The 11761-nt window shown below is 62.4% G+C and carries 16 protein-coding genes; all 16 read right to left on the bottom strand.

Annotated features, from left to right (window positions below; all coding sequences use genetic code 11):
- The 16 genes from AB5Y48_RS20205 to AB5Y48_RS20130 all read right to left on the bottom strand — a co-directional run bounded on the left by AB5Y48_RS20205 (position 1) and on the right by AB5Y48_RS20130 (position 11753).
- A complete protein-coding gene (locus AB5Y48_RS20205) occupies positions 1 to 471 on the bottom strand; it encodes a Rho termination factor N-terminal domain-containing protein (protein ID WP_368165592.1) in 471 nt (156 codons plus the stop codon).
- A gap of 129 nt (positions 472 to 600) precedes the next feature.
- Positions 601 to 1509, bottom strand: a complete 909-nt coding sequence (locus tag AB5Y48_RS20200) for a Mu-like prophage major head subunit gpT family protein (protein ID WP_128296919.1) — start codon at positions 1507 to 1509, stop codon at positions 601 to 603.
- Between the two features lie 54 nt (positions 1510 to 1563).
- Positions 1564 to 2721, bottom strand: coding sequence for a phage protease (locus AB5Y48_RS20195; RefSeq protein WP_128296920.1), 1158 nt, complete (start codon positions 2719 to 2721; stop codon positions 1564 to 1566).
- A gap of 201 nt (positions 2722 to 2922) precedes the next feature.
- Positions 2923 to 3369, bottom strand: coding sequence for a phage virion morphogenesis protein (locus AB5Y48_RS20190; protein ID WP_368165552.1), 447 nt, complete (start codon positions 3367 to 3369; stop codon positions 2923 to 2925).
- Positions 3369 to 3569, bottom strand: coding sequence for a hypothetical protein (locus tag AB5Y48_RS20185; protein WP_010674009.1), 201 nt, complete (start codon positions 3567 to 3569; stop codon positions 3369 to 3371). Before AB5Y48_RS20185 ends, AB5Y48_RS20190 begins: the two co-directional genes overlap by 1 nt.
- Positions 3566 to 5041, bottom strand: coding sequence for a phage minor head protein (locus AB5Y48_RS20180; protein WP_368165551.1), 1476 nt, complete (start codon positions 5039 to 5041; stop codon positions 3566 to 3568). Before AB5Y48_RS20180 ends, AB5Y48_RS20185 begins: the two co-directional genes overlap by 4 nt.
- Positions 5041 to 6612 (bottom strand): DUF935 domain-containing protein, encoded by a 1572-nt coding sequence (locus AB5Y48_RS20175; RefSeq protein ID WP_323898030.1) that lies wholly within the window; start codon positions 6610 to 6612, stop codon positions 5041 to 5043. Before AB5Y48_RS20175 ends, AB5Y48_RS20180 begins: the two co-directional genes overlap by 1 nt.
- Positions 6612 to 8156 (bottom strand): terminase family protein, encoded by a 1545-nt coding sequence (locus AB5Y48_RS20170; RefSeq protein ID WP_368165550.1) that lies wholly within the window; start codon positions 8154 to 8156, stop codon positions 6612 to 6614. The genes AB5Y48_RS20175 and AB5Y48_RS20170 overlap by 1 nt, the downstream gene beginning before the upstream one ends.
- Positions 8156 to 8731: a DUF3486 family protein gene (locus AB5Y48_RS20165; RefSeq protein ID WP_069652685.1), complete on the bottom strand. Its 576-nt coding sequence runs from the start codon at positions 8729 to 8731 to the stop codon at positions 8156 to 8158. The genes AB5Y48_RS20170 and AB5Y48_RS20165 overlap by 1 nt, the downstream gene beginning before the upstream one ends.
- Positions 8732 to 8743: 12 nt before the next feature.
- Positions 8744 to 9040, bottom strand: coding sequence for a hypothetical protein (locus AB5Y48_RS20160; protein ID WP_104452627.1), 297 nt, complete (start codon positions 9038 to 9040; stop codon positions 8744 to 8746).
- On the bottom strand, positions 9037 to 9339 hold the full coding sequence (locus tag AB5Y48_RS20155) for a DUF2730 family protein (RefSeq protein WP_010674004.1): 303 nt from the start codon (positions 9337 to 9339) through the stop codon (positions 9037 to 9039). The genes AB5Y48_RS20160 and AB5Y48_RS20155 overlap by 4 nt, the downstream gene beginning before the upstream one ends.
- The gene (locus AB5Y48_RS20150; RefSeq protein ID WP_323898028.1) at positions 9320 to 9547 is read right to left on the bottom strand and encodes a TraR/DksA family transcriptional regulator; all 228 of its coding nucleotides are present in this window, start codon (positions 9545 to 9547) and stop codon (positions 9320 to 9322) included. Before AB5Y48_RS20150 ends, AB5Y48_RS20155 begins: the two co-directional genes overlap by 20 nt.
- Before the next feature lie 26 nt (positions 9548 to 9573).
- Positions 9574 to 9795: a hypothetical protein gene (locus AB5Y48_RS20145; RefSeq protein WP_368165549.1), complete on the bottom strand. Its 222-nt coding sequence runs from the start codon at positions 9793 to 9795 to the stop codon at positions 9574 to 9576.
- Positions 9788 to 10090 carry a hypothetical protein gene (locus AB5Y48_RS20140; protein ID WP_202014426.1) on the bottom strand — a complete coding sequence of 101 codons (303 nt, stop codon included), beginning with the start codon at positions 10088 to 10090 and terminating at the stop codon, positions 9788 to 9790. Before AB5Y48_RS20140 ends, AB5Y48_RS20145 begins: the two co-directional genes overlap by 8 nt.
- The gene (locus AB5Y48_RS20135; protein ID WP_216944069.1) at positions 10087 to 10674 is read right to left on the bottom strand and encodes a glycoside hydrolase family 108 protein; all 588 of its coding nucleotides are present in this window, start codon (positions 10672 to 10674) and stop codon (positions 10087 to 10089) included. The genes AB5Y48_RS20140 and AB5Y48_RS20135 overlap by 4 nt, the downstream gene beginning before the upstream one ends.
- A gap of 137 nt (positions 10675 to 10811) precedes the next feature.
- Positions 10812 to 11753, bottom strand: a complete 942-nt coding sequence (locus tag AB5Y48_RS20130) for an HNH endonuclease (RefSeq protein WP_216987534.1) — start codon at positions 11751 to 11753, stop codon at positions 10812 to 10814.
- Positions 11754 to 11761 lie beyond the last annotated feature (8 nt).

Genomic DNA, 11761 nt, shown 5'->3' with positions numbered 1-11761 from the left:
TCAAGCGCCCTCAGCCACGGGATCGGCAGGCGGCTCAGTGGTCTCGCCAACCTCGTCCTTGACCGGGTATTGCACCTCGGTCGCCGCAATGGCAGCCGCCAGCTCGGCCTTCTTCATGCTGGCGGCGCCCGGGATCGCCATCTCCACGGCCAGTTCCCGCAGCTCATCGACCTTCATCTCGGCCAACGGGGTGACCTTGCCATCCAACGTGGCGACGCCCGCCAGATAGCCCGAGCCAGTCAGGCCGCCCACTGCTGCGTCCAGATCCCCGTCCGTCTGCGGTGCATCAGCCGTCGCAGGGGCGACGTCTTGACCCAGGCGGGTGACCACCAGGCGCGGATCGGCCTCCAGGGTCTCGCACTGCACAGGCGACACAGCCAGCTCAGACTTGCCAGGTGCAATCGCCAGGCCCGCGCGAAAATAGACCTGACGCACTGTCGATGTGATGCCAACTCGAATAGCCTGTTCCATCTCGTGTTCCATCTCATGTTTCCCTCTGTCTCGTTCAATCCAAGATCCGGTTTAAACGGGGGTTAAACGCCCACACTGCGCTCGCTTAACCCCGCCGTTAAACAGCTCGGTGTCGCTTACGGCTCTGGTTTACAAATAATCAGCCACCACCAGTTCCAGCTTGCCCTTGAGCTCGTTGCTGGAGCTGCTTTCCAGCTCACGCTCCAGCATCTGGGTTGCCAGCTTTTCCAGGGAGGCCGGCACCACCAACAGGGTCGGCTTGATACCGAGCTTGCGGCCGCCATCGGCCTGGAATTCCCGCATCCGGCTGTAGGCATCCCACAGGTTGTCGGGGGTCAGCGCCCGCTTGTTGGCGAACGCCAGCTGCCAGAAACCGAAGCCGGCGGCGTCGCGGCAGTCCACCCCGTAGCGGAACTCCTTGCGGGTGAACACCGCCTCGTCGTCGATCTTGGTCATGGCGATGAGCTCGGGGGACTTGCGATCCTGGAAGATGATCGGCTTGAGGGCGCGGCTGGTATCGAGCAGGAACCAGGGCTCACCGGTATAGGCGCCATCCACCACCAGGTTGGCCACCAGCGCCGGGGTGCCGGTGCCATCGACCTTGGGATAGACCGGGTGATCGGTGTCGAAGAAATACTGGGCGTCGTAGCAGGGGGTCGTGAAACCGGCGCCCAGCAAACCGAAACAGAGCTCGTCGGGATGTACCCCGGCCGAGCGCCCCATCTCGGCGAACAGCGGGGCATAGATGCCCAGCTCATCGTCCGCGATATCGTTGCGATCGACGGCCACGGTGGCTTCGAAGTCTTCGTTGACGATCTGGTAACCGTGGGTCTTCATCGACTCAATCACCCGATCCCCGACCCACTTGCGCAGGGACGGGAACTTGCCGAGCCAGCCATAGGTGTTGGACTTGGTGGTCGATTTGATCACGGTGGCGATCTTGGTGTACTGGGTCGGCGCCTCGCTCTTGGCGTCTTCAAAGTTCTTCTTGAAGCCGGTGAAGAGGGACTGCAGCAGCGCGGGTGTAATCATGGCCATGGTCTATTCCTTCTCTGGTTAAACGGAACTGCCTTCGCGTGAAACGGGGCTTGCTCAGGCCTTGGCCTTCGCAAAGTCCTCGTGGCTGATGCCGAGCTGGTCGGCGGCGTACTTGTCTTCGGCCGAGAGCACGGCCTCGCCCTTCTTCTCCGGCAGGGTGACGGCGGCGGTCTGGCTCGCCGTGAGCGCGGCGATGGCCGGGCGCGGCTCCAGCAGCGCCTTGAGGGCGGCCACCCCCTTCTGGGCGGCGTAGGCGGTCAGGTACTCCTCTTCGGCCGCCACCACCTTGCCTGCGGTGCGGGCCTCCTTGATGAGGGTCGCGGCGTCGGTGGTGTCCACCTGGGCGGTCAGGGCCGCCACCTGGGTGACCAGGGCGTTGTAGGTCGCCACCGGCACGAATTGCGCCAGGTCAACCTGGCCTCCTTGTTGTACTGACGTCGTCTGTGCCTTGAGGGCGGCCAGAGCGGTTTTCTCGGCCGAGAGCGCGGCCTCCAGCTCCGGCGCCTTCTTGGCACTGGCCTGCAGGCTGTCGATCTCGGTGAGCGCCTTCTGCAGTTGCTCGTCGGTCGGGTCACCGGTCAGCTCGATACCGAGCTTGGCCAGCAGCTTTTTAAGCAGTTCATTCATGGGAGTCTCCTTGTGTGCCGCATGGGCGGGGGTGGCCGGCTGGCCGGGTTGAATCAGTTGGGCACTCAAGGCCGCCAGCGCCTGCATACCCACCACCCCGGGATCGTTGGTGATGGCGGTCATGCGCAGCTCCAGGGGGCGGCCCTGGGCGTCATAGGGGAAGACGGCAGAGAGGAAGCGATACTCTTTGGCAGCGACCAGGGCGGCGGCCCGCTCGGTCCAGCGGGGTTTGATAAAGAGTCCCTCCCCCTCGCGCCACTCGATTTCGTCGCCGTTGTACCAACCGGCCGCCGGGGCTTCCTTGCCCGTCTTTTCGACATTGAGGGTCTGGTGGTCGTAGTCGATGAGGATGTCTTGGCCGAGCGCCTTGGCCCGGTTGATCAGGGTAGTGGCGATGGTCTTGTCGAGCTGCCAGTGGCCACCAGGCACATCGAAGGGGCGGCCATCCCTGGCCTTGAACGGGCCGACCGGCAGCAGTTGATACCAACCGTCATCCTGCTGGGTAAGCTGCGCATCGAGCACGGCCAGCCCCAGGGTGGTGGGTCTGGCATTCAAGATGGCCACGGCAATCGCAGATGGGGGCATCACTTTCACTCCGGCTGGTCACAGCAAAAATCACTGCGCCAGTGTCAGGGAGGGGAGCTTGAGGTGGGGTTTATGGTGGGTTACTGCAACAGCAGGGGGTGCCGGCACTGTTTAAGGGTGTTTAAACACCGTTTTGCTGTGCGAAGAGCGGTCGGGCCATGCCATCGCACCGGCCCTATCCCCGTAAACGCACTCAGAGGCTTAGGGCGCGTCCGCCGTCAGATAGCCTTCCAGTGTCTCCAGCACGCTCTGCTGGTCTGCCTCTGACAACCCCAGATAGGGGCGCTCGGGCAGGTTGATCTCGGGGCGACCGAACTGGTGAGCGGCGCCATATTCGAGCGGAGTGCCGAAGTAGAGGGCCTGGGGATCAGCCTGATAGTTGAGGGTGTCGCGCAAATCGTCGTTGAGGCGCAGGACTTCATCGGCATGGCGCGGTTTGCGGGCGCGGTACTTGTCCGAGAGGGGGGCCCATGGCTCCCCTTCCGGGGTCTCCTGCGCATCCCAGCGATCCCGGTGGGAGAGCGCCAGCCCTTCGCCGATATCCGCCAGGGGCTCGCTCAAGTCGCCGGTGCGTTGATAGAGCCGGGCCAGCAGCTCATAGGCATCGGCCACCCCATGGTGGCTGATGGCGATAAAGCTGCCCGCCATCAGACGTCATCCTCGAAGGTGGTCATAAAGTGCAGGGCCTCCTCATCGGCCGCAGCCATGGCGGCAGCCCAGAGATCCCCCAGCAGGTCGGCCTCTTCACCTTCGGCTTGTTCGCACAAGGCATCCAGCGCCTTGGCCTGTGCCAAGGTAAAGGGGCCATCTTCTGCCAGCAGGGCGCTGGCTTGCTCCAACAGGGTCATCCTTTCTCTCCTTTGCGGCTGGCGGTCGTGGCCTGGGCCAGCATGGCCTCCACCCGTTTGGCCAGTTCGGGGAAATGCGCCACCATGGCATCCCTCGCCAAGACCCAGGCGGCAAACGCCTCGGCGGCGGCTTCCATCCTGGTCTTGCCAGCATACTCCGTCAGCAGCCCTACTCCCGTCAGGTCAGGCTCCCCGGCCCAGAAGTGAACCTGGTGACCGAGTTCGTGCAACCAGGTTGAGAGCCGCTGGGCTGATTCTCCCTGCTTGCCGCCGACGTTGGCGGAGATGCTCCAGTGACGGCGCAGTGACTCGCCGCTGGTACCCCTTGGCTGCCACTGACGGGGCCCGGTGTTGGCATGGGCATCGGTCACCACCTCGGCCGCCGCCGCTTGCACCGCCTGCATATCCACTGCTTTGAGTGTATCACCCGCCTTCACTTTGATAACCAGATGGCCCCAGCTTTTGGCCGTAAAGCCGTTGGTCGCGCTGGCCCGGCGCGTGTAATAGAGGGAGCGAACCAGGTAAGGGTCTGTGCCCAGGTACTCGGCAATGGCCGGCGCAACCTTGAGCCCTGCCGCCCCCTTCCCCATCTCGGTCTGCTTGATAAACAGGGTCTTGATTGGGTGCGCCTTGAGGAAGGCCGCCAAGGGCTCGCGCTGGGGTGCGGGAAGCCGGGCCAGCAGATCGCTGACCCCCTGCGCCGTCACCCCCTTGGCGGTCGAAAAGGCGCTCTCCACCAACCGCTGCGGCAAGCGGTCGGCCAGCGCGGATTTCGCCGCCTCCCGCTTGGCCATGGCCCCGGTCAGAGCGGCGGGCGTCTTTGGCCGGTAGTCAAATCCCGGGTCGATGCCACGGGGGATCCGGTGTATCTCCCCGGTCGCCTTGTCCACCCACTCATAATTGCCGTCATCCGGTGCCTGGCCCACCGTCAGCCCCCGCCGCTTGAGATCCGCCTCGGAGAGCAGGAACTTCTTGCACTTACAGCCATAGCCGTTGCTGGGGCTGTGAGTATCCCACCAGGGATGGTCCACCGGCAGCACCAGGTTGTTCCACTTGAGGTGCAGCTCCCTGGGGTGCTCGGAATCGCCGTGACGATAGAGCGCATAGGGGCGCTTGTGCTTGATGCGCTCAATCTGGTCATCCCGCCCGGCGTTGTAGCTCTGGCGCAGGTTGGTCTCGAAGATGACGCGAGAGCGCCACGACGCCGGGCCGGTGTGCTCCCAACCGTGACGGGCCACGACTTCCTTGAACGCCTTCTGGAACGCACCGAGGGATTGCCCCTCGCTGATCGCCTTGTCCACCGCCCCGCGCAGGTCCGCCAGCAAGTCAGTCTTGGTCGCCCCCGCCACCATAAAGGCGCGGTTATGGGCGTCCCGCCACACATCGGCCCAGCGCTCGCTCGGCATATTCAGCTTCTGGCGAAAGAAGGCGATCGCCTCGGCAAAGGGCAGTGATCCGTAACGAACGGGCATCAGTTGCCCTCCTCCATCTCCAGCATGCCGAGCAGTTCGCTGGCGGCGATGGCCTGGGCCAGCAGGGCCCCCAGTTCGTCATGACTGAGGTTGGGCTCCAGCGCCAGCAAGCCATCCCGGATCTCCTCCAGGGTGGTGGCCTGCATCACCAGTGCCTGGACGGCATCGGTCATGCTGGCAAGCAAGGGGGCGACCTCCGCCTGCAGCCTCGCCAGTTGGGCGTCGTTGTTATCACCCTGAACAGGATTCTTTGCCGCCAAAGCCGCCAACCCTTGCGCCCTGAGAGCCGCCTCCCCGGCCCCTGCCTGCTTATCGACGATGACCAGCACCTCTTCCCCTTCCTTGGGCGCCGGGATCTGCAGTTTGTCCCGCACCCACTGCGCCGGGATCTGCATTCCCATGCCCACCAGGGCCCGCAGTGGATAGGCCAGATCGCGCATGTCCTCGGGCTCGGTCACGTCGAATTCCAAGCGCGGGCAGCGGCGCGGCCCCTGGAAGCTCTTGCCGTTCAGGGCAAACAGCGGATAGACCAGATCCCGGGTCAGGGTAGCGGCGAGCTGGCGAAGGTCTGCATCCCGCACCTCCTGGCGCACCTCGTTGTGGACGTTGCCGAGCGCATTGGTCGAGCTCTTGCCGTCTGCCTGGCTGGTCAAGGTGCCGCCCAGGATGGCCTTGCTCATGGAGCGTTCGCACCAGTCCATCATCACCACAAAGGGATCGGCCTGACCGCTCGCCGCATTCTGGAACTCGATCTCCATCCCCCGGGGGATGATGCCGCCAGCGTTATGGCCGATGGAGAGCACCGCCTGCAGCAAGGTGGATTTCTCCATCTCGGTGGCCCCTTCCGGGTATTTGCCCAGACGCACCGGCAGGCCGTAGATCTCCAGAAACTCGGCGAGATCCCGCACGCTGTAGTTCTTGAACAGAAAGGGCCAGACCAGGGTGCGGATAAGGCCGGTGCGGGCCAAGTAGCCGGATTTCGACTTGGCCTTGTGCATGATCCAGCCGAACGGATTGAGGGCCGCCCCCTCTTTGCTGCCGTCCCGCAGTCGCACCTGGTTCCAGTCATCCGGGTGGGTCTGGAACCAGGCGGGATCACGCCAGACGATGCCCTTGGGGAGCTGCAACCCCTCCACCATCTCCCAGCCGCTGAACTCCTGAGCACTGAATCCCTTGAGCACCGCATCGGTGGCGTCAAAGATGGCATCATCCAACCAGGTGAAGTCCTCCAGCAGCTCGCGGATCATCTCGCAGTCGCGCTGCTCGGCGGGGGTCGCATTGCGGGGCGGCTCTATGGTCCAGCTCACCCCGAGCAGGGAGCGGCGCCGCTTGCCAAGCTCGCTCTGCAGATGGGCGTCCTTCTCTTCCATGTCTTCGGCCAGCTCGCACTGGGCGATGAGGCTCCCCTCCTCCGCCTCTTTGAGCGCAGCGGCCGCCTTGCCCGGGGTGAGCCCCACCGTGGGGTGTTCGCTGTAGTGGCGGCGCAGTTGGGCCAGCTTGGCGTCGTTTTCGGTTTGCGGCTCTTTCTGCAGGCGCAGCGAGTTGCCATGAATGTCGATGAGTCCGGCCATTACCAACCCCCTCTTTCATATCGGTGATAGTCGTCGTTGCGCTCTGAATCGTGTTTACCAGGTAAGGGGGTGAACTCGATGGCGCCCCCCTCCATCCAACTCGCCCGCACTGCCATAGCCAAGGCCACCGCAAAGTCGCCGTGACGCTGCTGGCCGCCCTGGCCGGTGTTCTTGCCCTTGTCGATCTTGGGCACCCCGTTGATGACCTGGATCTTGCCCAGATCGTCCTGCACGTCCGCATGGCGCGGGATCATGAGGTTGCCATCCTCAAACTCGGCCTTGAGCTTAGGCATCCATTCCCGATACCAGGGGTCATTGAGCATCACGCACTCGATCATGCTGGCGCCCCAGCGCAGCCGGGCAGCTTCTGCCAGATAGCCGCCGTTGCCGGTGGCATCGAAGGCGGCCGCCGTGAAGCGATGCAGCCCCAAGAGCAGGTAGAACAGGATCTGGCGCTGGGTCTCATAAGGGGCGTTCACCAGTTCCACCGCGAAGGGCACCCGTTTGCGCAGATTGGTCGCGATGGCAAGCGGGACGAACACCGAGAGATCCCCTTTGCGGGCGAAGTCCTCCCCGAGCACATGGCGGCAGCTGTGATCGAGCACCTCCAGGCAGGGCTTGAGATTTTCCTCACACCAGATTTCTGCCACCGCCTTGCGGGTCTCCTCGCTTTGCAGCTCGAAGTCCGCAGGGGAAGTGAAGCGCAGGATGGGGATATCCGGCTGCATGGCCCGCTCAATCAGGGTGCGCTTGATATAGACGCCGCTGCTCTGCTTGGGTACGCAGAAATACTCCTCAAGGGCATCCTCTTCGGTGGCGGTGGCCTTGAGTAGCCCGGCCTTCCAGCTCTCCTCGGCCTCCGGCGTCCAGGGCGTGCCCTTGACCTGGCAGATGCGGCGATAGAGCCCTTGGCGGCAGGCGTCGTCCAGGCTGATGGTGTGGATGGAATACTCTTTACGGCCCGCACGGCTGTCGTTGATGAGCTGGTTAAACAGGTTGTCCACGCCGTTGTGGGTGCTGATAAGCCGCACCTTGGCCCCCCACATGGTCAGCGCCATCGCAGCCTTGAGTACCTCGGCCAGCCGGTCGTGGAACGCCGCCTCGTCGATGGTCACATTGCCCTGCATCCCCCGCAGGTTGGAGGGGTTGCTGGAGAGCGCTTGCACCTTGAAGCCCGAGGCGAAATAGACCACGAAGGTGAGGATCGCCTTGTCCTCATCGTCGGTGAACACCTCCTCCTGGATCTCGCCGGCCGCCTTGTTGTACGCCTTGGCCCACATGGCCACGGCGTCGATAAATTCACGGGCCATCTCCTTGTTGCTGCCCACATAGAAGTGGTGGCAACCCCCGGCGGCCTTGGCTTTGGAGGCCGTCAGGGCGGCGTCGGCCGCCTCCGCCCAGGTGATCCCGGTACGGCGGCTCTTCTCGGCGATCTTGAGTGGGCTCTCGTCGGCAATCCAGATGCGCTGGTAGGGCAGCAACACCTCGTCGGGGTTGTATTCGGTACCGAGGGACTGGGCCAACTGCTGGGCGATCGTGGTCATCAGGCAATCCCCAGGATTTCGCGGCGAATGGCGGCGGCGGCCTCACCGCTCAGGCCCGCCTGGGTGACGATGGCCTCGGTCTTGGCGGCCACTTCCTCGGCAAAGGCCTGGCGGATCTCTTTCTCCCGGCGATGCGATTGCATGGCCGTGGATTCGAGCCGCTGAGCCGCCAACATGGCGTTTTTCAGCATGTCGATATCCACCGCCTCCTCCGGGTTCTGCACCTGGGCCAGCATCGCCTTGAACAACTGGGAGCGGCCGAGTTCCAGGATGAGCTTGGTGGTCTCCCCCATCGGCTTGTCACCGAGCTGGGAGGTGAGCGCCGCCGTGGTCTCCCGCAAATCCCGCAGGTGCTGGCCCACCTGCTCCACCTGGCTCGCGTGGCGGCTGAGCCCTGAGCGGGAGAGCTTGAGATCATCGGGCAGCCCAGCACCCTCGATAAGGCCATTGATCTCGTCCAGGATGGCGGCCTGGCTGTTGCCCTTGTCGCGCAGCATCTCGTTGAGGGCGTTGCGGATAGCTTCGGGCAGCAGCCACACCTTGCTGGCCCTGCCCCGGGTCGGTTTCTCGGCCATGGTCATCCTCCCTCAATCCTCGGCACGGGGCTTCTTGACGCCCGGCACGCTGGATCGCCCTTCGGCCACGTCCTGACCCCGACCAGTGAGGTGGGCCACCTGCACCTGGGCAAGGCGTTCGATGCGTACCAGCCCCTGCTCATCCAGCCAGGCCAGCAGGGTCTTGACCCGATCCCGAGACACCCGGCCGGTACCCAGCTGGTCGAGGCAGTCATTGAGGATCGACTCGTTGGCGGCCCCGCCGATATCGAGCAAGGATCGCAAGATCACCAGCCGCTGCTGGGCGTCCAATATTCCTTGAATGCTCATGGTCTCTCCTTGAGTTCATTTTCCAGCAGCAGGTCGGCAAGACGGCGGGCCTGACGCAGTTCCGGCGCCAACGCCCGCAGCTCGCCGCGCAATTCGCTGATCTCCAGCTGCAAGGTGTGCAGCTCCTTCTCGGTCGGCAGATCCGAGAGTTGCTGCTCGACCCTGGCCACCCTGGCGGCCAGGCCGGTAACATCCTCACGCTTGGCGTAGGTCTTGGAGAGCAGGATGATGACGATCAACCCCACCAGACTGGCCAGGGCGTACAGCGGCCCCCAGTTCTTAACGATGAATTCCCACACGGACAGCCTCCTTGCGCTCGAATAGGGTCTGGCACTCGATACAGCGCGGTGCATCGGGTTCGGCATGCAGCCGTGCAATCGGGATGGGCTCATCACAATCGCAACAGATGCCATCGCCACGGGGTTTGGGCCTTGCCCGGTGGGCGTCAATAAGGCGCCCGGTCCGCTCGGCGTCGAGCTGCTGGGCGCGGTCTATGGGGTCGCTCAAGAGTGTCTCCTGCCCTACTTGATGGCTTATTTGATGACGTGGGTCGCCTTGAGGCGCCCCCAAATGGCCAGCAGGCCGCCGATGGCACTGGCCAGATCCACGGCGGTGGAGACCAGGCTGGTTTGGGTACCGACATCGACCGGCACGCCGAACAGGCTGGCGATACCGGCCCCCACGGCAATGATGCCGCCGATCACGGCGCGGCTTTGGAGCGCAGGCTTTGCTTGGGGTAACAGAGAATCAGGCATGATGGGCTTCCTTAGGTTGGGTTGGGGTAAGACGGGCACGGGCCCGCAGGCGATCCAGCTCGCCCACCGACCGCCAGCCCTGGGCAAACAGGGATTGGCGAGTGGGGTGATGGCTGTAGAGCGGGATGGCCTCCAGATCCGCACCGGCCAGGGCGGCCTTGAGATGGGCGCGACGCCCATCCTTGAAGCAGGCGAGGTAACGGGGGTTCTTGAGTTCAGGGATGCCGAAATAGCCGGCGGCCTGGATCCCTTGCAACGCCTGGCGGCGCTTGTTGATGAGGCTGGGTTTGCTCATGCCGCCCCCTCCCCAAACCGGGTCGAGAGCAGGTAACTCTGCAAGCGCAGCAGGCGGTTGCTCCAGCCGTGGGCATTGGCCCACTGGCTGGGGTCTTTGCGCACGATGCCAAGCATGAAACCGGCGCGGACCTCAAGCAGCGCGAGCAGCAGGGCCCGGCCACCATCCCGGCCGGTCTTGGCGGCCAGCACCCGCAAGGTTTGCGAGCCCAGCACCCCATCGACCATGACACCGAGCGCCTGCTGCAACTGGCGCACCGAACGACCAGGGCCGTGATGCACGGCGCCGTCGAACAGGGCGATGGCTATCAGCGGGCAGACGCTATCAACCCGATCGCAACGGGCGGGCAGCCAGTAGTTCGCTCGGTAAAACAACTGGGCATGGGCAGGGGTAGCATCACCGACGGCAATGTCTGGCCGGCCATCGCGATCAAGATCGAGCATGCCGTCTTTCTTGCCGTCAGCAGCATCGGCCATGCCGAACTTGGTGTGGCCGCCACGGTCGGCCGGGTGGTTGACCTCCCCCCCTTCCACATCGGGACGGAGCAACCAGGCAAGCGCTATGGGATAGGTATCAGGCAACATAAAAGGCCCCTCGATTAACTGCGTTATCGCAGCGTACCGAGGGGCCTTAATGGGGCGGGTTTATGGTGGATTAGTACGAACGGCCAAGATATCTAACTGTTGACTATTTATGTATCCATCTTGGCCATATTGGGTACTTACATTTTTCTTTCATCACGGTGCACTTTATCGTGACATACGGTACAAAGAGTAATCAAATTTGACTCTGTGTTCGCCCCACCTTTTGCATGATGTTCAATATGATGTAATTCCAGATGGCGGGGGTCTGCCTTATTCCACATGCCATGGTTCCAATGACATTTTTGGCACGAGTATTTATCTCTTACCAAGACTGAGCGTCTAACCTCATCAGGTATTTTTCGGTCATGGGGCGGAGTTTGATGAGTGTTTTCTAACACATAAACTCCGTTCGGAAGATCAGGACGGCCTGTTGTACGTGTTGCAATGGCCCAACCCTCTTCTGTTCTTAGCTCCCTAACTCTACGAGCCCATTCTGTTTTGTCTTTAGCCACGTAGCGAAGCTCTTCGCCTGTGACAGGTTGCCCAACGTTTGCTTTCAGAAACTCCAGTAACTTATCTTGTACTGCAATTGATTTTTTTCGAATATCATTGGCAGTATGCCAACGATATGCAGCTTCTTTATCTTGACGCTCATCCAGCAGGACATAGTCATCAGGGCGGAGCTTTTTTCCACTAAATTCACTTAGTGAAAAATCACCTTCATCCAGCATCTCTTTTGCTGTGATGCCAGTGACAATACTCCATCCAAATTGAACCCGGAGTTCTCGGACTCTCCTAGCCCATTCGCCAATTCCTGAGACGACCATCAGTTCGTCTCCTTTGATAATCTGACGTGGGTAGCTAGTAAAGTATCGCTCAATTCTGTCCCGTGCCGATTTGGCATCTTCCCGCGGGATAAGAGAACTCCCAAGATCGCGAAAAACATGATGAGCAGGGACCAACGCTATCACTTTGCTTCTTAAGTCTCCATTTTGAAGCTCATCTTCAAAATTCTGAATAAGAATAAGTAGTCTTTTGCGTAAAACTTCTGGATCTTCTTGACGAGATCTTCTTGCCATACTTTCCC

It is taken from the genome of Aeromonas sp. R6-2, assembly GCF_040908155.1.
Taxonomy (GTDB): domain Bacteria; phylum Pseudomonadota; class Gammaproteobacteria; order Enterobacterales; family Aeromonadaceae; genus Aeromonas; species Aeromonas schubertii.
The sequence above is the reverse complement of the archived record's forward strand: the minus strand, read 5'-3'. Positions and strand labels throughout refer to the sequence as shown.

Bases quoted from the DNA above. Each gene is read 5' to 3' on its own strand.
- AB5Y48_RS20205 (WP_368165592.1), bottom strand. From the start codon at position 471: ATGGAACAGGCTATTCGAGTTGGCATCACATCGACAGTGCGTCAGGTC.
- AB5Y48_RS20200 (WP_128296919.1), bottom strand. From the start codon at position 1,509: ATGGCCATGATTACACCCGCGCTGCTGCAGTCCCTCTTCACCGGCTTC.
- AB5Y48_RS20195 (WP_128296920.1), bottom strand. From the start codon at position 2,721: ATGCCCCCATCTGCGATTGCCGTGGCCATCTTGAATGCCAGACCCACC.
- AB5Y48_RS20190 (WP_368165552.1), bottom strand. From the start codon at position 3,369: ATGGCGGGCAGCTTTATCGCCATCAGCCACCATGGGGTGGCCGATGCC.
- AB5Y48_RS20185 (WP_010674009.1), bottom strand. From the start codon at position 3,569: ATGACCCTGTTGGAGCAAGCCAGCGCCCTGCTGGCAGAAGATGGCCCC.
- AB5Y48_RS20180 (WP_368165551.1), bottom strand. From the start codon at position 5,041: ATGCCCGTTCGTTACGGATCACTGCCCTTTGCCGAGGCGATCGCCTTC.
- AB5Y48_RS20175 (WP_323898030.1), bottom strand. From the start codon at position 6,612: ATGGCCGGACTCATCGACATTCATGGCAACTCGCTGCGCCTGCAGAAA.
- AB5Y48_RS20170 (WP_368165550.1), bottom strand. From the start codon at position 8,156: ATGACCACGATCGCCCAGCAGTTGGCCCAGTCCCTCGGTACCGAATAC.
- AB5Y48_RS20165 (WP_069652685.1), bottom strand. From the start codon at position 8,731: ATGGCCGAGAAACCGACCCGGGGCAGGGCCAGCAAGGTGTGGCTGCTG.
- AB5Y48_RS20160 (WP_104452627.1), bottom strand. From the start codon at position 9,040: ATGAGCATTCAAGGAATATTGGACGCCCAGCAGCGGCTGGTGATCTTG.
- AB5Y48_RS20145 (WP_368165549.1), bottom strand. From the start codon at position 9,795: ATGCCTGATTCTCTGTTACCCCAAGCAAAGCCTGCGCTCCAAAGCCGC.
- AB5Y48_RS20140 (WP_202014426.1), bottom strand. From the start codon at position 10,090: ATGAGCAAACCCAGCCTCATCAACAAGCGCCGCCAGGCGTTGCAAGGG.
- AB5Y48_RS20135 (WP_216944069.1), bottom strand. From the start codon at position 10,674: ATGTTGCCTGATACCTATCCCATAGCGCTTGCCTGGTTGCTCCGTCCC.
- AB5Y48_RS20130 (WP_216987534.1), bottom strand. From the start codon at position 11,753: ATGGCAAGAAGATCTCGTCAAGAAGATCCAGAAGTTTTACGCAAAAGA.